We start from the raw sequence: 23,950 nt of genomic DNA, 5'->3' as shown, positions 1-23,950 counted from the left end.
GGGTCAGGGACGGTGACACCACCGGGCGACCTCGGAACGCCGGACACTCCCCCTGTGGGACACAAGGGGCTCGGCTATGTCGACGAAGGCGGGGTCACACTGACTCCTGCCATCGAAACGCAGCCGGTTAACGCATGGCAGTCGGCAACTCCCGTCCTGTACAACGTCACCTCGGCGACCTTCTCCGTCAAGGCTACGCTCCAGGAAACGAACCTGATCACGACGGAGCTATTCTGGGGCGCCGAATGGGTCGAGATCATGTCCACTGACCCAATTCCGGTCGGTACTGGAGTCTTTCGGCTCGATCTCTCGTCCACGCCGGATATCAAGGAATTGAGCCTCGTCGTGGACTGGAATCAGGGCGCCATCCGGAATCGACTCGTTGTGCCGCGGGCGATGATCTCGGACCGAGGGGCTATCCAACTCGTACGCACCGAGAACAAAAAGTACGAGTTGACCATCGAGGCTCTGGACACTTCAGGGAAGCTTGGTTACGTCCTCACCAACGACGACATCAAGGCCCCCTGACAAAAGCTGACGAATCACACTCACCCTCAAATTCCCTTCGAGGAGCCTGTATGTCTCAGAAGAAGTCCAACCAGAAGAAGCGCCGAGCAAAGAAGCTGGCCGCCGCTGCGGCCGAAGCCGCCGGCGAGTTCGCTACGTTCACACACCGCGGGCTTGACTTCACTATTCGACACCCGAGGAAGTTTCCTCTTGAAGTCCTGATGACCGATGACGAACTGGTCGCCACTCAGCTCATCTTGGGCGATGACCAGTGGGCCGCGTACATGGCCACACGTCCGAGCATTGAGGATTTTGGCGAGCTTACCCGCTCGATGAGTGAGGCCCAGGGACGGGACGCTAACTCGGGAAATTGATGGCGGTCGCCCGCGTAGTCCGGGAGTTTCCTGACGAACTCGAAGCGGACTTCTTGGAGTTCTTCAATATGGACCTCCTCGACTTGTGGCGCGGGCGGCTCTCCCTCCGACGCATCGGGGTACTCATCCAATCTCTGATGAGCAAACCGGGACGCTCAACTCTCCTCATGGCCATGGACGAACGAGCCAAGTGGACCGAGCGAGATTACATGCTCGCACGCGTGTCTGACGCGCTTGAGCTTTCGAATTACTTCTTCCTCAAGGCCAATGTCGACGAGTCCGACGCGGGAGACCTTGAGATTCCTCCACCGATCACACGGCCTGGTGCACCTGAGCCGCAGCCCGAAGCCCCCGGCGAGTTCAGCGATGCACGCGAACTGACGGAGTTCATAGGGAAACTAACCGCCTAGGGGGCTTCATGGCCGAAGGAATGCGCGGACCGATCAAGGTCGGCTCCGGATACGTTGAGATCATCCCGAAGATCCTACACAAGGACATTCAGGATCTTCGAACGAAGGTTTCTTCGGAGCTAGCGAAGATCGGTGCTACGGCCGCCAAGGAAGTCAACAGGGCGGTAAAGGAGGGCCTTGCGGGTCTCCCTAAGGAGACAGAAAAGCAGGCCAAAAAGGCGAGGGCCGCAGTCGAGAGGGAAGCCGTCGACTCCGCCAAGACTCTACGGAAGATCGAGCGGCAGATCACCCGAGAGTTCGGGGAAGAGGCAGCCGCCCGCTTCCATGAGTACCGGAAGGTAGAAGAGCGCAAGAGAAGGCTCCTCGCAGCCACCTCAGCGAACACACGCACGGCACTGCGCGAAACCGTGCGTCAGGAGGAGCGGGCCGCCACGGACCGCCAGGCCGCCGCTGCCCGGTTGGAGCGTGACCGCAGCCGACTCCTGGCCCAGGCCCGACGCGAACACGATCGCATCGAGCAGGAGAAGCGCCGCGAGGTCGAGCGCCAGGCCCGCCTAGCTCTCCGAGCACAACAGACCGCGCTTCGCGCCCAGGTCGAGGCTCAGCGTGCCGCGACGAGGGAGATCGTGGCCTCGATCCGGGAACAGGCCGCAGCCCAGCGGGCGGCCCTCCAGGACGGGATCAGTGATCAGCAGCGGCGCATGACCGTGCTGCGGGATCAAGTCCGGGACGCCAACCGGGATATCAACGCAACGAACCGGACCACGCAATCGTACTTCGCGCGCACTGGCCAGTCTCTCCGCAGGGTTGGCACGTGGTTCGATCAGGTGGGCATGTCCATCAACGAGGCCGGGAACATCCTCACGACACGGTTCCTGGCACCGCTGGCGGGTGCTGGGGCTGCGCTTTCGGCCGTCGGAATCGAGAACGCGGACAAACGACTCCTCGGGCAACTCGGCCTCTCCTCTGCCGGCGTATCAAAGCGTGTTTCGGCTGCGCAGATGCATGCGATCCAGAACTATGCCATCGATACGCCGTTCTCGATCGATGTCATGCACGAGTACCAAATGAAGCTGATTCGCTCCGTGGCGGGCGCGGACAAAGCATGGTTCAGCACCAATGCCACGAAGCGCACAGGGGCCGCTAACAAGGCGGCCGAGAGAACCACTGACATCATCATGGCCATCGGTGACTCCATGGCTCGTGCGGGAAATCTGAATCCCGAGCAGTTCAAAAGAGCAATGTACGCCATGGATATGATCATGGATATGGACCGGGCCCCCACAAAGAACGTCAAGCAACTCGCTGCGGCTTCCGGCATGCCCGCTGCCGAACTAGCGCAGCTTCTCGGGTTCAAGAATTCCACCCAGATGTGGAAGATCATCGGAACTCCGGCCAAGGACGGGGGTGGCGTTACCGGCGTTCAAATCATGGACGCCATGCTGAACTACTGGAACCCCGAGAAGTACGAAGGCGACCAGAAGAGTGGTGGGTCCAAGGGTTTCGCTGCGACGATGACGAGCGAGACCATCACCGGCCGCATTCAGCAGATGAAGGAAAGGGCCGCCTTCGAACTCGGAAATCTCTTCGTGGAGGAAGGAAAGGGCGGCCAATACCAGTACACGGCCCTAGGCAATCAGATTGCCGGCAAGGGCGGAATCCTCGATCAGGTGCAGGGCCTCGCTGAGAAGTGGGGGCCGCGCACCGACGAGTTCCTTGGCCTCTTCTTGGACGGGGTCGAGACGTTCATCAGCATGGTGGACACAGCCGCTACCTGGATCGAGGAATCCGGACTAGGCGAACTGGCCGCGCCCGTCGCTGAGTTCCTGATCGAATGGGGCCCTCTGATCCTCGCTGTGGGCCTCCTATCCAAGGTGGTCGGCAAGGCAGTTGGGCTCGTGGGCCGTGCCTTCACTCCCCTCGCTGCGGTGACGCGGGCCGGTACCCGCGCGGTCGACGGCCAGCGGGACATCCGCAGTCAGCGCCGTGCAGCTCGGGACGCGCGCGACCAGGTCCAGGCGGCCGGAGGTTCGCGCCAGGCCGGGCGTCAGGCCGGGCGGGACGCGTACCGCCAGCAGCGGACCGTGAACCGGAACGGCGACGATCGCAGCAACCCCCGACGGCTCCTCGACGGTGTCCTCGGCAGGGACTCCCGCACAGCTGACGGGCAACGCCAGCTGAGGGAGCTGGAAGACCAGATTCGTGAGGCACGCGACGAGGCAACTCGTCTCCGCGGGGAGCTGCGCGAGGTCGACAGGGAGAACCTGCGGCAGATTCGTGACGCGCTCGGCGGCAACGGAAGCGCCTCGGTCACCGGTGCGGCCAGACAGGCGAGCCAGGCCGTCAACGCAGTTCAGCAGCAGACTCAGCGGGCCAACACGGCCAACCTCACCCAGCTCCACCAGGAGCTAGAGGCGGTCCGGAAGTCGAGTCAGGGAGTCGTATCGGAGCTGAGCGCTGCGCGGGACAGAGTCAATCGGCTCGACGCTGGACGGCTGAGCACAGTGCGCGTCGAGGTCGACCAGTTGAAGTCGGCCGCTCACAGTGCCGGACGGGAGATCGGCACTGCCAGCTCCCGCGTAGGCGCCCTGGAGAAGCGGAATCTCACGGGGGTCACAGGGTCGGTAGGCGGTCTAAGGGATGCTGCCAAGCGGGCTGCGGACCAGATCGGTGACGGCGCAATGTCGTCGTCCACGTCGGGACGTACAGCCAATCTAAACAGACGCCGGCTGACAGACATCATCCGCGAGTTCAGAAAGCTCACCAATGCTGCGGACGACTCATACGCAAAGGTGGGGCAGGGAACCGGTTCCGGCTCGCTCGCCGGTCGGATAGGTCTTCTGAATCAGCGTTCATTGAAAGGCGTCACGGGTCATGTCAGCGACTTGGAGGCCGAACTTAAGGCAGCCAAGGGGGAAGCAGATGGGCTCGATAACGCGCTAGGGGACATTTCCCGTAAGTCACCCGGGAGCGCGGGTGGAGGGTATCCCAAGCGGACGCGCAAGGCCCGCGGTGGCGTCATCCGTGAGTCCGACCTTTCGTCTGCCGGAGTAATTCCCGGCTACGCCCCGTGGGTGGACAAGGTCCCAGCACTACTTTCCCCAGGCGAATCGGTTCTGCGCCCGGAGGTCACTCAAGCCATCGGCCCTGAGACTATCGATACATGGAACTCGCTAGCGGTTCGCGGACGTGTCAGCCGGCACGCTCGGGGAATGTCAGGAGACAGCGGGGGTAGCCTTTCCGAGATCCACCAGTTGATGGACCTCCAGAATATTTGGCCCGTGGGCACCGCCATGCTCAAGACGATGAAGCTCGACGGGGCTTCCGATCCGTTGGGCGGAGGCGTTCAGAGTGGAATCCTCCGAACCGGTGACCATTCCGCCGGCCTCGGCGGCGCTGTGGCCGCTCAAAAGTTCCAGGGCATGTACGACTGGATGACGGGGGATGTCTACACGCTTCTCAAGCGGGTGCCCTCTGGTATTGGGCAGATCGCAGGAATTCTCGGCGGTTCCCTCTCACCGGTCCTGGCCGACCACTTCTGGGATGACGTGTGGCGGGGTTCGGGGAACATCGTGGAGCGCGGCCAAAGATACCTGGGGAACGTGTTCTCGATGGACACCCTAAGCGAAGTATGGGGGAATCTCTGGGGTGGTGCCACCGATTCCGCGGGCGCACTCTGGGACACCGTAACGAATCCGGTCGACGCTCTTACCTCGGGCTTTGATGACGTCGGAAAAATCGTCTCAGGGTCCTACAACAATCTGGTTGGCATGGTGTCGACGGTAAAGGAAGTTAGGGACGCTCCGCTTGCGTACGCAGGTCGCGTGTACGGCGACTTCATGGCGAACGCCCAAGCCGCCATGCCCAACACGAAGGGACTATTTGACTTCAGTAACGGAGCGACGGTAGCAGCTAAGACGCCAGATTTCGGGGCCGACATGGTTTCCGCTGGTTCCGGCTCCGGGGCCCAGCGGTGGGCTCCGGTAGCCACTCAGGCCCTCTCGCTTCTGAACCTCCCGGCCTCTGCCTTGGGAACGGTCCTGTACCGAATCGGTCTGGAGTCTGGAGGAAATCCCACGATCGTCAACAAGTGGGATTCCAACTGGGAGGCGGGGCATCCAAGCGTCGGCCTCATGCAGGTAATCGGCCCGACATACAGGGCGCATGCCGGTCCATTCGGGAAGACCGGGCCGTTCCTCTACGGAACTTCGGTCAACCCACTCGCGAACATCTACGCGGGGCTGAACTACGCGCAAAGCCGTTATGGATCAAGTTGGCAATCGATGCTCGCCGGCCGAACTGGTTACGCGTCCGGAACCCTGTCCGCCTCTCCCGGGCTCGCCTTGGTGGGCGAGAGGGGGCGTGAACTGGTCGCCTTCGGTGGTGGAGAACGGGTTTTCGACAACACGGAGACAGAGGGGATTCTTAACGGCAGGACGTACGAAATCCACGTGCACGAGGCCCGCAACGAGCCGACACCTCAAGCGGTACTCCGGGCTCTCCGAACCGCGGAAACCCTTTACGCAACCTTGTAGGAGGCGCCTATGCCTATTCCGGTGAGGGTCAGGCCGGCCCCGCCAGTAGTCGTCACAACACGCCCGCCGGTCCCCGAAGTCTGGGGGTCGACGGGCGTTTCCGTGGCCGGGAGCAATGGCCACGGGGAGGAAATTTCCCTGACTGCCTTTGACGGCCGGGAGTGGCCCGCAATCCTCTTGCAGCCCGGCGCAACGGGCCTTGACATGCCGCCGTTCGCACTCTTCTCCGATGACTCCCCTAACCTTGACGGAGCCATCTTTCGATCTTCTCGGGCCGCAGCGCGAGAAATACTGCTGCCGGTGTACTTGCACGGAGTCGACCGAAGAACCGTCAACGCGCTCAAAAGAATGCTCTTTCGAGCACTCAATCCCAAGCGCGGGTATTGCGTGCTGAGGTTTACCGAGGGCAACGGAGAGGCGCGCCAGCTGAACGCTTACTATAAAGGGGGAATGGAAGGAGACGAGGGCGAGACCTCCGGTTTCTCGTGGGCCAGATACGGGCTGACCTTTTCCGCTATGGACCCCTGGTTTTACCCGGAGCATCCCGAACGGATTCGGTGGGCCTTCGGGGGCGGCCTCCCGCTTCTCAGCCCCACAGCGAAGTTCTTCCCTATGCGGGTCACTGATGGCGTGTTGGGCGGCCCGGGTGAGCGGTTGTTGATTTCGAATCCGGGGGATGTCGATGCCTGGCCAGTATGGCGGCTTTACGGGCCAATCAAATCCTTCGCTCTGACTAGTGCGGCTGGGGATTCAGTGAAGGCATCGGCTCCCCCTGACGGCTCTGACATCGTCCCGGCCGGCCGCGTCCTCACAATCGACACTCGGCCTGGAAGGAAGAGCGTTAAGGACGATCGAGGCACGAACCATTGGGCCCGGCTGGACACTAGCCCGCGGTTCTGGCCAATTGATCCAGGAGACACGCAATCATCTGTTTCTGTAGTGACCGGAATCGGCAAAGCGTCGGTACTCCTGGAGTTCCGCCCCCGGTACGCGTCTTTCGTCTAGGAGGTGACGTTGGGGTACCGGGTCGAGGTCTTCAACAAGAGCTTGCAGCGTATCGGTGAGATTGACGAATGGATCTCGCTAGATTTCACCGTCCGGCTATGCCAAGAGGGCTCTTGGCAGATCCTCATCAAGGACGGCACTACTCAGTCTCGCCTCATAGAGAAGGGCGGGGGGATAGCCATATGGCAGGACGGCGTTCCTAAGCCTGTCCTGTCTGGCCAAGTGGAGACATTCCAAAAGTACTGGACGAAGGTTCAGCACACCGGACCAGGTTCGGTTTTCATCGCGGGCAAATGTCATAACACGTTGGCTCATCGACGATTGGCCTTCCCTGATCCAACGAGGCCGGTGTCTGAGCAGTATCTCAGCCGCCTCCCGCACCGAATCGTGCGAGCCCCATATCCAGCAGCGGCCATCTGGGATGAGCTGAGTCACGCGCTTGGCCAGAGCGCTCTACCTGACCGAAGGATATCCGCCGTAAGCATGCCCGAGCCTCTGCCGCCGACGAACCCTAAGGCATTCGGGGACACTGTCCGATTCGATTCTGTCGGCTCAAAGCTTGAGGAGTGGTACGCCAAGCGAGGCATGGCACACCGGTTCATCTACAACCCGAACTCGCAGAAAATCGATCTGGAGACCTTCTCCCCCCGAGACAGGTCGAAGGAGGTCAGGTTCTCTCCCGACCTAGGAAATCTGCGCGAATACATCTGGACGCTCACGGCACCGAAATCAACTCGCGCGATCGTAGGCTGCGCAGGCGAAAACGCAGACCGGTACTACCACCAGCAGGTAAATTCGGAGGCCGAGGCCGAATGGGGCCGCCAGATCGAAACGTTCGTGGATCGACGGGACATTCAACTCAAGACCGACAGGACGACCGGCCGTCCCGTGAAGGCCGATGATTCGATGACGACCGATGATGTCGCGGCAGCGGAATGGGCCCTGGAGGAGGCAGCTAGCGAAGTACTCAGCGAGGGCGGAGGTAACGGAAACTTCCAGGTATACCCAATCGACACTGCCGACTGCACATTCGGAAAACACTACTTCGTGGGCGACAAGGTCACTATTGCAGTGGACGGCACCGAGTACTCCGACATCGTACGGGAGGTCGTAATCTCCGTAGACGACGGAGGAAACGTTCAGGACGTTTCTCCCAAGATCGGACAGCAGGGGTCAGGTGACCCACTGAACCTCTACAAAACCGTTTACGACATGCAGCGAAAGCTACGTCGCCTAGAGTCCCGGATGTGATGCATTTGGCCGAGATTAGCTACCCGTTCGACGCGGATAGCCCAGGCGGGGGATCTGCCGTTGTCTCCCAAACTCAGTGGCAAGTAATGGCACGCCTCTGGGGCGGAGATCGAATTGATTTCCAGCTCACGGCCTCGTCCTACTCCACGCTACCGTTCGCCGCCACAGTTGCCGGCCGAGAGGTCCAACTTGCGCCGGGGAAGGCATGGGTCGGGGGCTTCTACTACACCAACACAGCCACCCTTGCCCTCACCGTTCCGAGCAACCCCGCGACCAGGCCCCGGAAGGATCTCATCGTCCTCCAAGCGGACATGAGCAAGAGCGCCGTGAACTGCGCACTGATCCAGGGTTCTCCAGCCGCTTCCCCCGTCGCACCGAAGCCCCGTCGGCAGCCAGGCGGATTGTGGGAGATGGCCCTCTACGAGGTAGACGTGGGCGCCAACAACGGTCCGGTGAGCGTAAGTTCTCGGGCACCTTTCGATGTCCCCTCTCGGGCGGCCTTCCCCTGGAATGCGGCTTCCAGCGCCGCACTGCTGCCCCGCGGTTCTGTGGTGTACGACATGGACTCCAATGGAAGCGACGGCCAACACGAAGCGTTCACCGGCCGAGACGGCTACGTCGTCGCCCGGCACCTGGGAAAGTCCCTCCGATACACCCCCAGTCTGGTGAACGTCGGAAACTCGCGCGTCGACATCCGTCGGGGCCGGTATCGCTGGATCGCGCCCAATACCTTCTGGTTCCAAATCACCATCGGGAACGGATACGACTCCGGGGCCAACGTGTCAAAGGACCAGTGGCGGGCAGGGGTCACCCTGCCCGTTGCCGCCAACGGTGACGGCGTGCAGGTCGTACACGGGTTCCTCTCAAACGCTCAACGGAGCGGAAATCAACCCAACTTGCTGGCGGTGACCGCAACCACCCACCCGGGCAGCGGCACCCTGTTCCTTCACCGGCCTAGTGCGGCATCTGTCGGTGAGGGCCTGGACGGCTTGACCGCATTTCCCGCCCGAAGCACGTTCAGCATCTCCGGCGTGATCGAAGCAAACCAATTCAACGAGTAGGAGGCCCTATGGCTCGAACTCTGTTCGGCGGCACCGCCGCAGACGTCGCGGAAGACCTCACGGGCGCCCGCATGCCGGGGGCAGTCGGAACGGTGTGGGATGGCCCCGGTGAGGGGGCATCCCCGATCACCGATCTCACAGACCTCACGGGTGCTCCACTCGCGCAGCTCGTTGCCGACTCCGAGGGAGTAGTGCGCCCGTTCTACGGCCCCGAAACTGAGCGGCCAACCGAACGCGTGTACGCGGACTTCGGCGGAGGCCGCGTGGCCCTGGTCGCCACCGACGTGGGTGACCGACTCTCCGCCCACCAGGACGCCAGCGACCCTCACGGCAGCCAGGCCCGCGCGGTCGAGGAGATCAGTGCGCAGAAGGGGATTCCCGGCGGGTTCGCGACTCTGGACGCGTCAGGCCGTGTCCCCGTACAGCAGCTTGGCCAGCACCAGGCCGGCGTGTATGCCCCGCAGAGCTGGGGGGCTCACTGGAGAGCCGCGAGGGATGCTGCTCTGTCCGCCCGTCCGGCCCGCGCCTTGGTCGTCGGGGGATCGGCGTCCCAGGGCTACTACGCGACCCACCTGCACACCGGGGGCTGGGTCGGCCTGGTGAGGAACGCGCTCCAGGCGCAATACGGCGATGGCGGGAGCGGGCTCTTTCCGGCGTCCCGCACCTCTACCTTCATCAGTAGCCCGGTAGACGCGTCGGCAGTGGCCGCGTGGCTCGCCAATGGTTCCCTTGCAGCCCAGTCAGGAGTGTGGACGCTCGGGGGAAGCAACTACGGCCCTGGCGCGACGTACGTCTACAGCCAGACGACCGGCGCCAGCATCGAGTTCACCATCTCGGGCACCACGGCGCGCATCTTCACCGTAACCGGGGGAGCAACGCGAGCAGGGTTCCGCTACGAGGTCGACGGGGGCGCCCCGGTAGCCGTGGCGGATGCAGGAGGCAGCAATGCGAGTATCCAGACCACAACGGTGACGGGGCTGGGGCCGGGTACTCACACCGTCAAGGTCACGTGGGCGGGGACCTCCTCCGGGACCGGCCAGTACCTCTCGGTCGTCGGGGTCTCCGGGGAGAACGCAACCGGTGTGGTGGTCGACAACGCCGCCAAGGCGGGCGCACGGGCAGCCACGTACGGAAATCCGGCGCCGTCGGCACTCAACGCCGTATGGAATGGCGGTGTCTCCTACCCGGCGGACCTCTGCATCTTCACTGCCGGCCCCAACGATGCAGTGTCCGGCACCTCGGGGGATCAGTGGGCCGCCTCGGTGGCGAAGTACTTCCGCGCAATCCGCGAGGCCAACGGGTCCGCGGACCTCATGATCCTCCTCCCTCACCTGGGGAACCACGACACGACGAACTACCTTTACCAAGACTACGCGTTGAGGGCCCGCGGCCTGGCGGACGTCTACGGGGCCGCGCTTATCGATATGTGGGCGATCGGCCGGAACTCCTGGTCGCACTGGCACAGCCGAGGGCACTGGGGAACAGCGGCCCATCCTGGCGCTAGCGGCTCCGACTCCGTCCACCTCTCCGATGCCGGCTACTCCTACGTGGCAGACGTTGTAAAACCGGTACTCATGGCCTGACCTGTTCACACACAGAAGCACCCCCGACGGGCGTCGGGGGTGCTTCTTTTTCCCTGGAGCGCCTTTGCCCCTTTCTCAATTCATATCCATTCTAGCTCCGTTGGCGTCGCTCGCTGCGGCTGTCGTTGTCGTCGTGGCGGGATACCGCACTAGCGCGGCCCGCGTATGGCGGGAAGAGGCCGAAGCCCAGAAGGAGCGGGCCGACCGCCTTTCCACGGACCTCACCGAAATCAAGACGCGCCTTGCGCGCATTGAGGCCGAGAACGCCCGCCTCATTCAGCTTCTCACCGCGCTCGACCCTGCCCGCCTTGCTCACGTGCGGCTGACCGAACCCTTGGAGGACAACTGATGGCCACCCCGATGACCGCTGTACAGATCGTCGCCCAGCTAAAGAAGTTCGGGATTCGATTCAAGGAGTACAAGAACTGGGAGACCCACAACCGGAACCACAAGGGTAAGTGGGGCCCCGTTCACGGCCTCATGGTCCATCACACGGGCAGCGATTCGGAAGATCAGCGGGAGTTGCTGCGCTCGGGGTACAGGGCCCTTCCCGGGCCGCTCTGCCACTTCGGCCTAGCGCAGGACGGCGTCATTCACTTGATTGGGTGGGGTCGCGCGAACCATGCGGGAAACGGGGATGACGACGTGCTTGACGCTGTCATAGCGGAAAAGTCGATTCCCGTCGACGACGAGGCCAACACCGACGGAAACGCCCGATTCTACGGTGTTGAGGTTTGGTACAGCGGGTCTCACGAGATGTCGCCCGCTCAGTACACGGCCCTTCGACTTCTCTCTGCGGCAGTATGCTCCTTTCATGGCTGGACCGAGGGGAGCGTCATCGGTCATGGCGAGTGGGGATCTCCGGGCAAGTGGGACCCCGGCTACAGGCCGGGAAAGATGATGGACATGGACAAGGTCCGGTCGGACGTCAAGGAAACCCTAGGAAAGGGTGGGCCGACGAAGCCGAATCCACCGAGGCCGCCCGCGGTTCCCACCCCGAAGCCTGCACCCCCAGCTTTTCCGGGGCGGCAGTTCTTTCGATCCGGCGCGAAGAACAAGTACGTGACCGTACTCGGCCAGCAGCTCACGAAGAAGGGATACGGCAAGTTCTACGAGCAGGGTCCAGGCCCCCAGTGGACCGCCGTTGACCGTGCCGCCGTGAAGGCATTCCAGCTTGCCCACAAGGAACTCAGGAAGGATGCGGACGGGTATCCCGGTCCGGTGACTTGGCGGGTGCTTTTCAGCTAGGGGACGCCCCAAGTGTGTTCCTTGCAGACGTAATGGTAGGCACCCCTAGTCCTTGGGGACCAGTTCACCGATCTTGAATACATTTTGCAAGTCGTGCAGTAGCGGCCGTACTCCCCAAGTCGTGACGGCCGATGGTCGGCCACGATCAACCCGTTCCGCTCATAACAGACGGCGCACTGCTCATGATATTTGCGCAGCGCTTCCAAATTGCCCATTCTACAATCGGCGCAAATCAGGCTAGCCCCCTGCCCAGGCGGAAACATTTCTATGGGCTGGGTTGCCTTGCATTGTCGACACCTGAGCGTCAGTCTGCGGTTCACGGAAAGTAGTGTACCGGCTCGCCCTGCAATCCGCTGCCACTTTACCCAGAGAGGGAAGAGTTTATTATTCAGTTTCTTTCCGCGCACGGAGTCCGTATCTATTCGTTCCTTGCGGCGCTGATTCCGGCGCTTGTTCTCGTCTGGCCTGCTATACCGTGGGAAGCGCTCGTCGCGGCATCGGCGGTGCTTCTCGGCGCCGGTGCGGCTACGGCCTCGCACGAGGACACCAAGACCGTGAGAGCCCTGTACGAGATAAGTCCCTTCGCGGACGAGCTTCGAGGCGACTTTAAGCGGTGACGAAAATGGCCCCCTCCCGTTCCCGGGAGGGGGCCATTTTTCATTCACGTGCGCACGCCTCGCAGTAGAATCCGCTTCGCTCGTGTCCGGCGGGTGATCAATCTGTGTTGCAGTCGAACCAGGGGTGGTACCCCTCACTGAGGTAGTGGTGGGGCGAAGAGCACAACTCGCACCCGTCGCCCTCGCAGGAGCAAGGGCGAACCTCGATTCGACGGATGTTGCCGTGTGCGTCCTGCACCTCGATTTCCCTGTAACCCACGATTACGGCCTTTCTGTGAACCGTCCGGGGGGCCTTCCCCCCTGGGAAACAGGAGGCGGCCCACCCCCCTAGAGGGGTGGGCCGCCTCTTCATGCTAGCGCTTAGCTGTTCGCTGCCGCGTACGCCGACTTGATGGAGGCCGGGACGCGGCCTCGCGCGCTGACCTCGTATCCGTGGTCGGTCGCCCACTTGCGCAGCTCCTCGGCGGTGGGCTCCCCCACCGACCGGGGGGCCTTGACTCCGGCGCCTCGACGGGTACTGACTCCCCGGCCTCCCACCTTTCGGCCCGCAGAAACGAACGGGTCCAAGAGTTCCCGCAACTTGTCGGCGTTCCCCGTGCTCAGGTCGATCTCATACGTCCTGCCGTCCAGCGAGAACGACAGGGTCTCGTCGGCCTCTCCGCCGTCGATGTCGTCAACGAGGAGAATCTGTACCTTCTGAGCCATGGCTTATCTCTCTTCTGATATCGCTTGCAGTAGATAGGAAGCTTTCGCGGTGTCCCTGCGCGAAAGCCTGCTAGGTCGGAGGCTCCCACAAAAGGGGCCTCGTCTCAAATCGCTCCGATTCCGGCGGGTCTCTAGGGCTCGACGGGAGTGAAGGTGTCCCGGGTCAAGTGCCCCACGAGTGCGCCCGTAACCGCGTGATAGACGGGCCTTCCTTCCCCCTCTTCCGGAACCTCCTTGCGGATGGACCCGTGACCGGGAATCAACGTGGTCCATGTCTTACGCGCGGCAGGGTCCGTGCCCGGTTCCCCGATGCGCACCCGGATCGCGGGACCCTTCACACCGTCATGAGTCGCTGTCATGTTCTGCGGCTCTGCCAGTAGCGCACCCGTGCGGCTCACCTCAGCGCCCGTGGTGCTCTTCCCGAAGGCAGTCACAATGTCGCCCGGTGACAGGCCGTCAAGCTGCTTCTCAAGTTCTTCCATCTTCTCTTCCTTCTCCCAGTTCGGGGACCTGTTTCGGTTCCCGTTCTCGCGGCTGTCGTTGAGGATCTTGAGGTCAGGCAAGTCGAGCGCTCCCCCACACACGTCGCAGTCGCAGGTATGGCCCACACAGGACGGGCACCCCACCACGTCACACAGGCGATCCGGCCCGTACCCGTCGCCCCTGTCGTACGAGAACGGATACAGCACATGTTCGCGCTCGTAGGGGTGGCCATGGGCGAGCGGTACCCCGGTACAGCGAGATGCCGGCGGCCGAGGGGAATCGACCACGAAGGTCGCTCGACACGCGGTGCACTGGACTCGCCCATCCCCCTCCCGCTTCCGCAGTCGGTGTTTCACTGCGCCGTCTTCGTGTTCCTGGCCTGACTACGGGGCGCCGTGGCCGGCCTCGACTTCCGGGCCGCAGGCATTTTTTTCGTCGTTGCAGCCTTGGAGGTCGCCCCCTTCTTCGCCGGCGGCTTCGCCCGCTGCTTCGGTAGGGCCTCCGGAGGGTCTGCGGGTAGGGCCGGTACCAAGCGAAAGATCATCGGGTTCGCACCGGGCCTGCGCTGTCGCTGCTCCTCCATCTGAACGTCAGGCATGTCCTCCGCCGTGTCGAGGATCTGAGCAGATGTGTAGCGCGACGACAAGGCCCGGTAGAGCTGCGTGCTCGTCATTTCCCCCCCGTACATTTCCAGCTTTTGGCGAATTTTGACGTCAAGAGGCTGGATTGTTCGAGACTTGACGACGTTGCTTTGTGAGATCAACTGCTTCACAGAGGCCACCGAAAAATCCACGAAAGCCTTCGCAGCGTCCAGAGCTTTGACCGTGATCACCATTTTCCGCTCAGCGGCGGTGAGTACGCAGGCCACTCGAATGACCTGTTCCGCGGAACGCTCGATGTAACAAGAGACCTCCTCGGGCAGTTCCTCTAGCTCATCCTCGTAGTCCGCCCGAATGTCGTCGTACCGATCGGCTGCCGCCGCGCTCAGCGTCATTTGACGACGCTCCTTGCTTGCCCACTCGTAGGCCAGACGAAGTGAGCCGCTGACCTTGATTTCGTCCAACGGGTTACCTGAGTAATCTCGTCGACGTAGGCGCTTACTCATCCGAACCATTACGGGCAGAATCCGATTGTACGAGCCACCTTGAGCTTCGGTCGGGGAGATGTACTTAGCCCATAGCGCGGGCTGAATGTGCGCGTGGAAACCCAAGGCCGGCTCGTGAACGGTGATCTCTTCTCTCACCCCGTTCCGCTTGGTCACGTTGGAAACCCTCTTGCCATCCCAGGATGTACGAAGAACCCCGGAGTACTTTGGGCACCGCTTTGCGAGCTGAAGCGTGGTCGGCCATTCCTCGTCAACGACCAGGGTCCGCCCGTCGATGCCGCCCTCAGAGGTGAGGGAGTCCTGTTCCGTCTCGTAGAGGGTCTGCACAAGGGACGGGCCCGATGAAATGCCGCCCTGCCGACGCAGGGCCAACCAAGGGCCAATCGAGTCGTCCAGAATAGCTTCCGCTGTACTCAGCGCGAATCCCTTGCGCCCGACCATGGAGCGTCCGGCGAGGGCCGTCCACACCACGATGGGACGCCCATCCGGTTGCGTAACTCGCCCATTGATCGCCGCCGAAAACAGCGCCAAGACGGCGGCATGCACCCCCAAGGGGTCTGCCTCCGTGTGAGGCATTGCCGCTTTCACTGCCGCCCCGATAGGCCCGTATGCCATCGACTCATACATCCCCTAATCTCCTTCTCTCGAATTCCGGCATTCTATGGGAATCCCTCCCCGGAAGAGGCCGCGCACTCTCAATCGGCCATTTGGAAACACATTCGATCAACTACGAAAGCCTGTAGAGCTTCGTCTACGAGAACCCGAGCGGCGGTCGCGGGATCGGCGTATCGGTCTGCGGCCGACTCCAGCTCCGCGCACAGGTCTCGTAGCGCCTGGACCCGTTCGCGCTGTGTGGCGGCCTGCGCCGCCAGGCTCGCCCTACTCCTGGCCGTGGTCACGTCCAGGAGCCACGCCTTGACCGCGCTCAAGCGGTGCCCCCGCGAGCAAGGATGTGTCGGGTCACGACAGCTTCTCCGGGACCCAGGTAAGTCCGTGCTGATGGGCAACCTTGTGCGCACGTGCCACACCGGGTGGCGGCTCCTCGACGGACCCGAGCACGCACCGCACCACCGACGCCAGTGTCCGAGGGTCTGGAGTGAGCGGCATGATCGCAAGTCTCGGTGCCTGGTAGGTCGCCAACGGTGCGAGGGAATCAGGGTCCCTCACCCACAGTTCCACTCCCTCCTTTCCTGGGGTCCACCAAACGTCGACCCGCACAGCTTCGCTCAGGTTCAGGCCGACAGCGATGTGCGAATAGCTCACAACTTCCCCTTCCGCTAGCGGTTGAGCACGAGGCACGGCCGAGTGTCCCTGTCCGCCGTGCCTCATACTCAGCCCCTAGAGCGGCGGATTGAGAACGGGCACAGCACAGTTGTAGGTGCCCCCGTACGTGGCCCCGCCGTTGCAGTTGAAGCGGTACAGCGGCTCATCAAGCGGTATTGGTACAACGTCTACGGAGTTCACCTCGAAGGCCCCTGTGCCGTGGAACATGACCAGGTCCCCCCGCACGATGCGCTGAGCCAACTTCATTCCGAGCGTGTAGCCCTCCCAGTCATCACCCCAAACGACGGGACGGGACAGAAAGTCACTGCGCCTGACTGGGGCCATGGGAGGAGTGACGCGGTCTCCCACGATGGGGCCGGACTCGTGCGTGATGGCGCCGCACTTGGCCTCCCACCGCTCAACGGACATGCGCGGGTCGCCCACCAGTACCTTCACGCTGTGCACCGGGCAGAGAAGAATCCCGCGGAACTGGTCACCGATTCCCGAGTACGTGACGACACTGGCCCGTTCCGGGCAGTGGCCGAGGTACTGACTGACGAACACCTCACACCTGTGCCCGCCCGGGGTCACGTTCTCCAGGGCCGCACGTGCGGCCTCCATGGTCTCCGCGTACATCGCCGTGTGGTCAACCTCGGTCCACGGATCGCGGGGGCGCACAGCCCACGTACCCGCTCTGCGTCCCGAGTTCTCCCGAACAATGCACCCCCGGTAGGTCGGATCGGTCAGCCAGCCTCCTAGGTACTGGATCGTGTCCGTGTGGGGGTTGAACTTCCATTCGTTCATCGTCATTTGCGGGATACCTCCCTAGTAGTCGATGGCACTGCGGCCGTCGCGCTGGTCGTACATGGCCCACGTTTCGAGCCGTTCCCACTCCCGAAAGAGCACACGAGTGACGTCCGCCGGCAGGAACTCGACCGTGAGCGCGCGATCCCGTCCGACCCAATTCCGGAGCGCCTGCCCCTGGTAGAAGTCGACAGATTCACCGTGCTCGGCCCTCACCAACCCCGGCAGGTATACGCCCTGCCCGAGGTCGATAGCGATTCGCTTCACGCTTCCCCTTAGATGACATCCATGGAGTGGACACGATTCGGGTGGACGTCCTCATGCAACCGCAGGTCGGTGCGGATGCTGAGCCGACTACCGACACCGACAACCCGACCGGTGAGCATGGCCTCTCCGTCAACGAACGTGACTGAGAGAGATTCGAGCTGATACATCCCGTTGTACGCGGCGCGGATCGTGCGGAGCGTAAACAGCGGCTTGGGCGCCAACTTCATTCCTTCCATAAAGCCTCTGAGCTGTTCTCTAGAGACTGGCCGAGTAGGGCATGGGTGATCCCGCCCGCAACACCGGGTGACCTCCCCATGCCCCCTACGGTCAATCGCTAGCTAGTAGCGGGTCATCCCGTTGCCCCCCAGGTACTCCACCGAGTGAGTAGTCCCGGGAGCCAACTCCCGCGTGAACCTTTCTGCGGCGGCCTCCGTCTTTTCGCGGGAAACCCAACTCGACTTGACTTCTGCGTACGGACGGCCGTCCTGCCCGGTCCACCGAACTACCGCAAAGTGCCTGGGCACTTCAACACGACTTCTCGGGAAGTTCGGCAGTGATCCACCGAAGCTCAAGGCGACGCAGAGTCTCGACCAGTTCAGCGAAGGTCTCTCGCCTGCGGTACTGATATGAGACCACCAAAACCGTTCGCCGGTTGTAGTCCCAGAATTCCGGACGCCGGAAGTTGACGACGCGCAAAGTGCCGTCAGACATTTCCACAGCGTCCGCCCGAAGAAGCGCTTCCGACTTCCCCAGGATGAACACCTTCCGACGGATCACTTTCGTCATGATGATCTCGCCACTGTTGATATCAATCATTGCTGCCCCTTCAACCGTGATGGGGCACGGAAGAGTGTCCCTATCTACCGTGCCCCGCATATCGAACCGGAAGTTCCGGCGGTCACAGTTCCTCGGACTGGTCAGTAGTCCCGGCCCGCCATACGAACCCACTCCCGGTACCTGTCGAGGACGCTGAGCGCGTATCTCAGGTCATCGACCGTCGCACCCTGATCCCGCAACCAGTTGAATGCGTAAGAATCCGTTTCCGGCCCAACGCTGCGAAACCCAGGCACGGCCTCTCCCATGTCCCACACCAGGACGTCACATATGGCGAAGCGCCATTCCTGGCAGAACCCGAAAACGTCGTAAGGGTCCCGATGCCATGCGATGCCCTTGAGTAGGGTTCTCTTTGACTTCACCGCTTGTCCTTCCGCCGCTTACCCTTCCGGACAGCAATATCCTTCAACTTGCAGATGTGGTAGACATCCTCCCCAAGCGTCACCGGCCCCAGCCAATCCACGCTTTTAGGCACTCTGACCACTACATAGACAAGCGTCGCCCTGGTTGCCGGCCGCGAGGCGTGCACCCCTCCCGCAATGAAGCCGTCAACCCGACTGCCGTACGGGCCTCTACCGGTCACACGGGCCCCAATCCTGTATTCTCGCGGTTTCATTAACCCTCTCCCCGCTTCAGCTACTCGCCTTCCTGGCGCAGTAGGTAGAAGGAGGCACAGAAGGTTGCCCCTTCCCTCTGTGCCCCCGTACTACCGACTACGAGCTACTTCCCATCACCCGAAATCGAGTGAGCCCCGCCCTGCCCACTACCAGACGACCCCTGTACTTCGTCTTGCTCAGGTTCAACTCAACGAATGCCGAGCCGATGTTGTACCGAGCCGCATACTCCACAGCATCCGCGTAGATTGCGAAGCGCTGGTGCCATGCCGGGCCCAAGTGCGCTACGTACATCGTTTCCCCCACTCCTCAGTGCAGCGACATGCAGAATCGGCCTACCGGCCCCTGGCGAACCCCCAACCGCCGGAACTGTCGGGGCAACAGCTCCCCGCTTTCTTCGAGGGCCCGAACCAGTGCTTCAAGGTCCCACCCCTCGTAGTTCCATAGCGCACCCTTGCACTCCTCCCCCGTCTCGGGAAACCACCCCCCGAGGGCATCTGCCATGTGCCCAGCACAAGCCACAAGGTCGGCAGGCTCGTACCAGAAATAGCGCTCAGCCATGTGCACCCACCCCCTTTACGGAACTTCCGGAAAGTCGGGCAGCCATGGCGTGTGCGTCGGCCTCGCTCAGGCCGCGCCCGCCATAGAAAGGCCGCGTACCGCTTGCGTTGTACGCGACGACCATGAACAAACCCTCGTCGTATTCGTCTGGCTTGACGCGGTACCCCTCGGACCCGGTGAAAACCCACCGGTTACAGATGAAAGACATTCCATTGGGGTTGCCCGTTGGGTAGTCCGTCCTGCCAACACTCATTACCGCTCCTCGATTAACTCGCCGAGTTCATGAAAAGGGTGCTGAGCGCACGGAAGAGTGTCCCTGTCCGCCGTGCGCTCACTCGCCTACTGGACCGGAGAAACCCGGATGCTGCATCCGTTGACCGAGCCGTAGCCGGTGCGATAGATGTCCCGCAGAACAGCCCTGGACTGTCTCGGCGTGTCGATGCATTCCGCGAAAGCACGCACGTATCCGATCATGTTGCCGAACGCACGGAAGTCCCGGACGACACCCCCCCCATCCGTTAGCCCGTGAATGCTCACACGGAACATGTCGTGATCCCGGTACTCCTGCCAGAATCCGAACTGTTCCAGCGTTACGACAGGACGCTGCCGCTCACCAAGCATGTTCACTCCCATTTCGATCCTTCCCTCACTCGGTTATGGAGCATCAACCGAAACTCCCCTAGGCGGACTCACTCTCAGGCGCTTAGAGCTGCGCAGGATGACCCGATGATTGTTAGTCACCGCGACCAAAGCGCACTGGACACGCCCTGTCGAGTGTGTCCGCCGTAGGCAATCTCGGTTATGCGTACCTGCTTCCCTCTCGCAATGCGCCCCTCACTGCTTCGACTGGTATTGATTGGCTCCGTGGGAGCCGCACAACGGCGTTCACAGCTTGGGGCGTGTCACGTTCGTTTGACACGTAGGTCTATTCATCCCGGACGACCAATCCCGGTTATCAGGCGCAGGCTGGCTACCTGTCCCTATTGATGCCTGCCCCGAAGAGCAAGAGGACGCGAGTCATCGAACCGCCCACCTTCCGCACCATCCCCTTCATCGCGCTTTCGCTAGCCCTTGCCACGGCAGGCAAGACCCCATCAAATACCCGTGAGGCTGCGCCTAAGCCACCTGTAGATGCCGACATGAACCCACGGTCCATCGGTGTGGCTACAGGCGCTTAGAGCGCCACTCAGGGCACGTCACTTACTCGCACTCAAGGAACGGTCAGTCAGTCGACTGCCACTCAGACTCGCTATCCAATTGTCAAAGTCCATGGTTCCGGCATCACCCGCCGCATTCACGTCCGGAGCACTGCCGCTACTGCCCTGCACTCCACCAACCCCGTGCGCCCGACTCCCGGTCTTCGCGTTAACCCGTTTCCGCCTCCCCTTCCGGGGCGGTACTCCGGGCCGCTCCCGTTCGGCGCGGTTGGTGTTGCATGGAGAACACTACGGAAATTCGTCCAGGTGGCAACTTTGCCTTTCAAGCAAGAGGGGGCCGTGCGCGCACACATAGGGCACTTGTTTCCGCAGGTCAGGGTGCTCTAGATGCGATCGAAATTACGGACAATTAGACACATTCCACCCGCCATCCAGGTGGCAACTTTGTTATCTCGCCGTTACCATTACATACGCCCATTGCCACCTAATTCGGGCATTGAATCGCGCCCCGACTCCCGAATTCGAGGCCGACCCGACCCGCCCGCATCACTGCACCACTTGCGGTGCAGCATCAACATTCACAAGCGCGCAAGGATTATTGCTACCTCACGTCACGTGATGCACGAATAGGGGGGTAATATAACGATAATGCTCACGAGGGACCGCGGGGGGCGCCTCCCTTCCATCGTGTACGGGTTTGAAGATTTCACAAGGTCGCAAGCTTTAGTTGCCTCGAACCCATCCCGGGCCCTTTTTCGACGGCCTCGGCCGGGCTCGCGACCTGATGGTCGACCTCCAAGGCCCGTAATGATGCATCACATGGGGTGCGGTAACAACAATATTGTTGCTTGTGTCACCCTTCTGCGGGCCAGTGTCCCGATTTCAAGGAGAGGACGCGTACATTAGTTATGCCGGCAGGCTCTCTATGCACATACGCTGAGGCCAGAGCTTGTAGGCTATACCGAGTTCCGGGTTAAGCCCTTTCCCTCAAAGCGCTTGTTCAGCAATATAAGGCTTTAGCCAAATGGAATATTTAGAGTAAGGGGCTCCGGCCTCCGAGGGTCGGAGCTGCTTGTCGAACAGGCGGACCCTCCTCGCTGGGTGTGGCGCTGCCTGTGCCCAGAGTGAGGCCCCGGCGTACTCTCGACACATGACTACCGCCATCGGGGAACGGCTCCGGGACGTACGCAAGCGCCGGGGGATGAGTCAAAGGGAGTTGGCCGAACAGTCGGGCGTCTCCCTGTCGCTGATCCGCAAGTTGGAGCAAGGCAAACGGAGCGATACGCGGCTAGAGACCGCTCACCGGCTCGCGGCTGCGCTGCGAGTGCCCACGACCGGCTTACTGACCAGCTCGCCGGAGGAGGGCGCCGACGCCTCAACCGTTGACCTGTGGGAGCCCGTACGCCGCGCGCTCGTCGCCCCTGTAGGAGCAGGCAATGATCTCGAAGAGCCCACCTACGCAGGCGTGAGCCAGTCCTTGCGCAACGCAATGCCCCTCTTCTCAGGGGACCGCTTTGCTGAACTGGGAGCCATCCTCCCTGCGCTCCTGCGTGACTCCGAAGTGGTTGCCGAGCACGGCCCTGAGGGGCAAGCAGTGCGGGCGAGGCTGCTGAACCTGACCGGGTGGCTTCTGACCCAGACGCGTCAGTTCGACGCCGCTGAGCTGGCGCTTGAGCGGGCGCTTGACAGCGCGGTTGACCGCCTTCAAGGGGCCGCAACAATCAACACGATGTGTTGGCTACTCCTGCGCCGTGGCCAGCTCACGCAGTCACGGGAGCTGGCTACGAAGTGGGCGGAGGAGTTGGAACCACGCTTCTCCAAGGCCACGAGCGACGAGCTGAGCGCCTGGGGCTGGCTGCTGCTCCGGGTTTCGACTGCCAGTGCACGCGACAACCGCCCCGGTGAGGCAGCGGCATCCATGCGACTTGCGAAGGCTGCGGCTGCGGGCGTCGGGCGGGAGTTTCGTCTCCGAGAAGACTTCCTGCGCACCTTCGGCCCAGGCACCGTGGCGCTCAAGAGCGCCGAGAACTCGATCATCACGGGAGACCCGAATCCGGTGCTACGGCTTGCGGCGGAAGCACCGGTCACCTCGATTAAGACGACTTCAAGCAACCTCAACAGGCATCGTCTTGACCTAGCGAGCGCCTACACCCAAACCCGGTGCTACGGCGATGCGGTCGGTGTCCTCCAGGAGATCGCCCACTCGTCCCCACAGTGGCTCCCAAATCAACGGTATGCCCGAGACATCTTGGGGGAGATCGTCAACAAGCGCCGAACACTCACACCCGAAATGAGGTCACTGGCAGACGTGGTTGGCCTGCCCCTGTGACGCTCTGTGGCACTTACTCCTCGCTCTGCGTGAAAGTGACATCGACGCAGGGTAGCGGCCCCTTGTAGCGTTTGGGCATGGCTACGACGGAACGAGAGCAGTCGGCCGTGCGCCCCGAGGTGCCCCCCGAGGATTGCGGGGTCGGCGCGCTAGTGAGGGACACCGTCACCGACAGGGTCGGGGTGGTGATGGGGCACCTCGGCGGAGACCGCGTACAGCTTCGCCCGGTTGGGGGCGGCACTGAGTGGGACGCCTTCGAGCTGAGGACGCTGCCCCCTCACGAAGAGTTGAGGGTGCGCAATGCCGCGCGCAACGCTGTGACGCGGGCGGGTCTGTGAAGGGCCCCCACACCGTCATCGCGTTCAAGAACTGGCATCTAGAGCCCGACCGCGAACCCGATGCCCCTCGGATAGCGCACAAGATGCGGTGCCTCGTTTGCGCCCAGGAGTCCGCACCCGCAGAGGTCTGCGGGCCGCCCCAGTCATGGGCGCTGAAGCACTCTGGGAAGAACCCCAGCCACCTCAGCTACGAGGAAGTCATCACCCGTCCTTGGCGGACCTGGATGGATTCGTGAGGCCCCGAAGGAGGGCCGGCATGGTTGAACGCTACGCAGGGCCCGGCCTCGCGCTGTTGATCGCCTCATCCGTCGGGGCGGTCCTGGCCGCCACGTTCCTCCTGTTTCGCCTGTGAGTAGCACCCGCCCGAGCAAGTCTCCTCCATGACGCCCAGGTGGGGGGCGACGGCGCCCCCCCCCTGGAGAAGGACGAACACATGAAGCAGACTGCCCCCGGCCACCCGTTGACGGCCGCGACACTCGTGACGGACCCGCTCGACCGCCTGCTTATCGTCCACCCGACCAGCGGCGGGAGTTGGCATCTTCCGGGCGGGATTGTCGAGCAAGGGGAGTCGCCACTTGAAGCCGCCCGCCGCGAGGCGCGCGAGGAACTAGGGCTTAGCCTCGACATCCGGGAACAAGACCTGTTCGCAGTCGAGTGGCTGCAAGCAACCCGGCCGGGCCGGCGTGATCGATTGGCATTCCTCTTCGCTGGCCCCATTCTCGCTGCGGAGGCCCCCGACATCGTCTTACAACCTAGCGAGGTCGATGCGTGGCGATGGGCGACGCGCGAGGAGTCGAGGTCGATACTGCACCCCGCCGTAGCTGCTCGGATCATGGGCCCCCTCCAGGTGCCCAGTAGTGCCACGTACCGTGAGATCAGAAATCAGAAGTGAAGGTGTT

The 23,950-nt window shown here is 62.4% G+C and carries 20 protein-coding genes; 12 read left to right on the top strand and 8 right to left on the bottom strand.

The features are described from left to right. The first annotated feature begins 54 nt into the window (after window positions 1-54). The 10 genes from ACFYOU_RS09795 to ACFYOU_RS09750 all read left to right on the top strand — a co-directional run bounded on the left by ACFYOU_RS09795 (window position 55) and on the right by ACFYOU_RS09750 (window position 11,974). On the top strand, window positions 55-528 hold the full coding sequence (locus tag ACFYOU_RS09795) for a hypothetical protein (RefSeq protein ID WP_391304541.1): 474 nt from the start codon (window positions 55-57) through the stop codon (window positions 526-528). A 50-nt stretch (window positions 529-578) separates the two neighbouring features. After that, window positions 579-881: a hypothetical protein gene (locus ACFYOU_RS09790; RefSeq protein ID WP_391304539.1), complete on the top strand. Its 303-nt coding sequence runs from the start codon at window positions 579-581 to the stop codon at window positions 879-881. Further along, the gene (locus tag ACFYOU_RS09785; RefSeq protein ID WP_391304537.1) at window positions 881-1,291 is read left to right on the top strand and encodes a hypothetical protein; all 411 of its coding nucleotides are present in this window, start codon (window positions 881-883) and stop codon (window positions 1,289-1,291) included. Before ACFYOU_RS09790 ends, ACFYOU_RS09785 begins: the two co-directional genes overlap by 1 nt. Before the next feature lie 8 nt (window positions 1,292-1,299). Further along, complete coding sequence (locus tag ACFYOU_RS09780; protein ID WP_391304536.1) at window positions 1,300-5,826, top strand: transglycosylase SLT domain-containing protein; 4,527 nt, start codon at window positions 1,300-1,302, stop codon at window positions 5,824-5,826. 9 nt (window positions 5,827-5,835) lie between these two features. Next, entirely contained in the window at window positions 5,836-6,831 is a 996-nt protein-coding gene (locus ACFYOU_RS09775) for a phage tail domain-containing protein (RefSeq protein WP_391304534.1), read from the top strand. A gap of 3 nt (window positions 6,832-6,834) precedes the next feature. After that, window positions 6,835-8,082: a siphovirus ReqiPepy6 Gp37-like family protein gene (locus ACFYOU_RS09770; RefSeq protein ID WP_391304532.1), complete on the top strand. Its 1,248-nt coding sequence runs from the start codon at window positions 6,835-6,837 to the stop codon at window positions 8,080-8,082. A gap of 410 nt (window positions 8,083-8,492) precedes the next feature. Then, complete coding sequence (locus ACFYOU_RS09765; RefSeq protein WP_391304530.1) at window positions 8,493-9,143, top strand: hypothetical protein; 651 nt, start codon at window positions 8,493-8,495, stop codon at window positions 9,141-9,143. Between the two features lie 8 nt (window positions 9,144-9,151). Beyond that, a complete protein-coding gene (locus ACFYOU_RS09760) occupies window positions 9,152-10,726 on the top strand; it encodes an SGNH/GDSL hydrolase family protein (RefSeq protein ID WP_391304529.1) in 1,575 nt (524 codons plus the stop codon). A gap of 100 nt (window positions 10,727-10,826) precedes the next feature. Further along, window positions 10,827-11,075, top strand: coding sequence for a hypothetical protein (locus ACFYOU_RS09755; RefSeq protein ID WP_391304527.1), 249 nt, complete (start codon window positions 10,827-10,829; stop codon window positions 11,073-11,075). After that, entirely contained in the window at window positions 11,075-11,974 is a 900-nt protein-coding gene (locus tag ACFYOU_RS09750; RefSeq protein WP_391304525.1) for a peptidoglycan-binding protein, read from the top strand. Before ACFYOU_RS09755 ends, ACFYOU_RS09750 begins: the two co-directional genes overlap by 1 nt. Window positions 11,975-12,951: 977 nt before the next feature. Here the strand turns inward: ACFYOU_RS09750 and ACFYOU_RS09745 are convergent. From ACFYOU_RS09745 to ACFYOU_RS09710, 8 genes are all read right to left on the bottom strand, one after another. Further along, a complete protein-coding gene (locus tag ACFYOU_RS09745; RefSeq protein ID WP_391304523.1) occupies window positions 12,952-13,296 on the bottom strand; it encodes a histone-like nucleoid-structuring protein Lsr2 in 345 nt (114 codons plus the stop codon). 131 nt (window positions 13,297-13,427) lie between these two features. Then, window positions 13,428-13,859, bottom strand: a complete 432-nt coding sequence (locus tag ACFYOU_RS09740) for a hypothetical protein (protein ID WP_391304522.1) — start codon at window positions 13,857-13,859, stop codon at window positions 13,428-13,430. A 272-nt stretch (window positions 13,860-14,131) separates the two neighbouring features. Then, the gene (locus ACFYOU_RS09735; RefSeq protein WP_391304520.1) at window positions 14,132-15,511 is read right to left on the bottom strand and encodes a DUF3987 domain-containing protein; all 1,380 of its coding nucleotides are present in this window, start codon (window positions 15,509-15,511) and stop codon (window positions 14,132-14,134) included. Window positions 15,512-16,222: 711 nt separating this feature from the next. After that, window positions 16,223-16,957, bottom strand: a complete 735-nt coding sequence (locus tag ACFYOU_RS09730; protein WP_391304518.1) for a hypothetical protein — start codon at window positions 16,955-16,957, stop codon at window positions 16,223-16,225. Window positions 16,958-16,972: 15 nt separating this feature from the next. Then, entirely contained in the window at window positions 16,973-17,218 is a 246-nt protein-coding gene (locus ACFYOU_RS09725; RefSeq protein WP_391304516.1) for a hypothetical protein, read from the bottom strand. A gap of 8 nt (window positions 17,219-17,226) precedes the next feature. Then, the gene (locus ACFYOU_RS09720) at window positions 17,227-17,439 is read right to left on the bottom strand and encodes a hypothetical protein (protein ID WP_391304515.1); all 213 of its coding nucleotides are present in this window, start codon (window positions 17,437-17,439) and stop codon (window positions 17,227-17,229) included. Between the two features lie 304 nt (window positions 17,440-17,743). Further along, the gene (locus tag ACFYOU_RS09715) at window positions 17,744-18,034 is read right to left on the bottom strand and encodes a hypothetical protein (RefSeq protein WP_391304514.1); all 291 of its coding nucleotides are present in this window, start codon (window positions 18,032-18,034) and stop codon (window positions 17,744-17,746) included. Between the two features lie 1,532 nt (window positions 18,035-19,566). Further along, window positions 19,567-19,854, bottom strand: a complete 288-nt coding sequence (locus tag ACFYOU_RS09710) for a hypothetical protein (protein ID WP_391304512.1) — start codon at window positions 19,852-19,854, stop codon at window positions 19,567-19,569. A gap of 1,680 nt (window positions 19,855-21,534) precedes the next feature. Between ACFYOU_RS09710 and ACFYOU_RS09705 the strand changes: the two genes are divergently transcribed. Both ACFYOU_RS09705 and ACFYOU_RS09700 read left to right on the top strand, forming a co-directional pair. Continuing rightward, window positions 21,535-22,713, top strand: a complete 1,179-nt coding sequence (locus tag ACFYOU_RS09705; protein ID WP_391304511.1) for a helix-turn-helix domain-containing protein — start codon at window positions 21,535-21,537, stop codon at window positions 22,711-22,713. Window positions 22,714-23,484: 771 nt separating this feature from the next. Continuing rightward, window positions 23,485-23,943 carry an NUDIX domain-containing protein gene (locus tag ACFYOU_RS09700; protein ID WP_391304510.1) on the top strand — a complete coding sequence of 153 codons (459 nt, stop codon included), beginning with the start codon at window positions 23,485-23,487 and terminating at the stop codon, window positions 23,941-23,943. Window positions 23,944-23,950: the final 7 nt, after the last annotated feature.

Source organism: Streptomyces sp. NPDC005955 (assembly GCF_042871255.1).
Taxonomy (GTDB): domain Bacteria; phylum Actinomycetota; class Actinomycetes; order Streptomycetales; family Streptomycetaceae; genus Streptomyces.
Note: the sequence above shows the minus strand (reverse complement) of the source record. Positions and strands in the feature narration are given on the sequence as shown.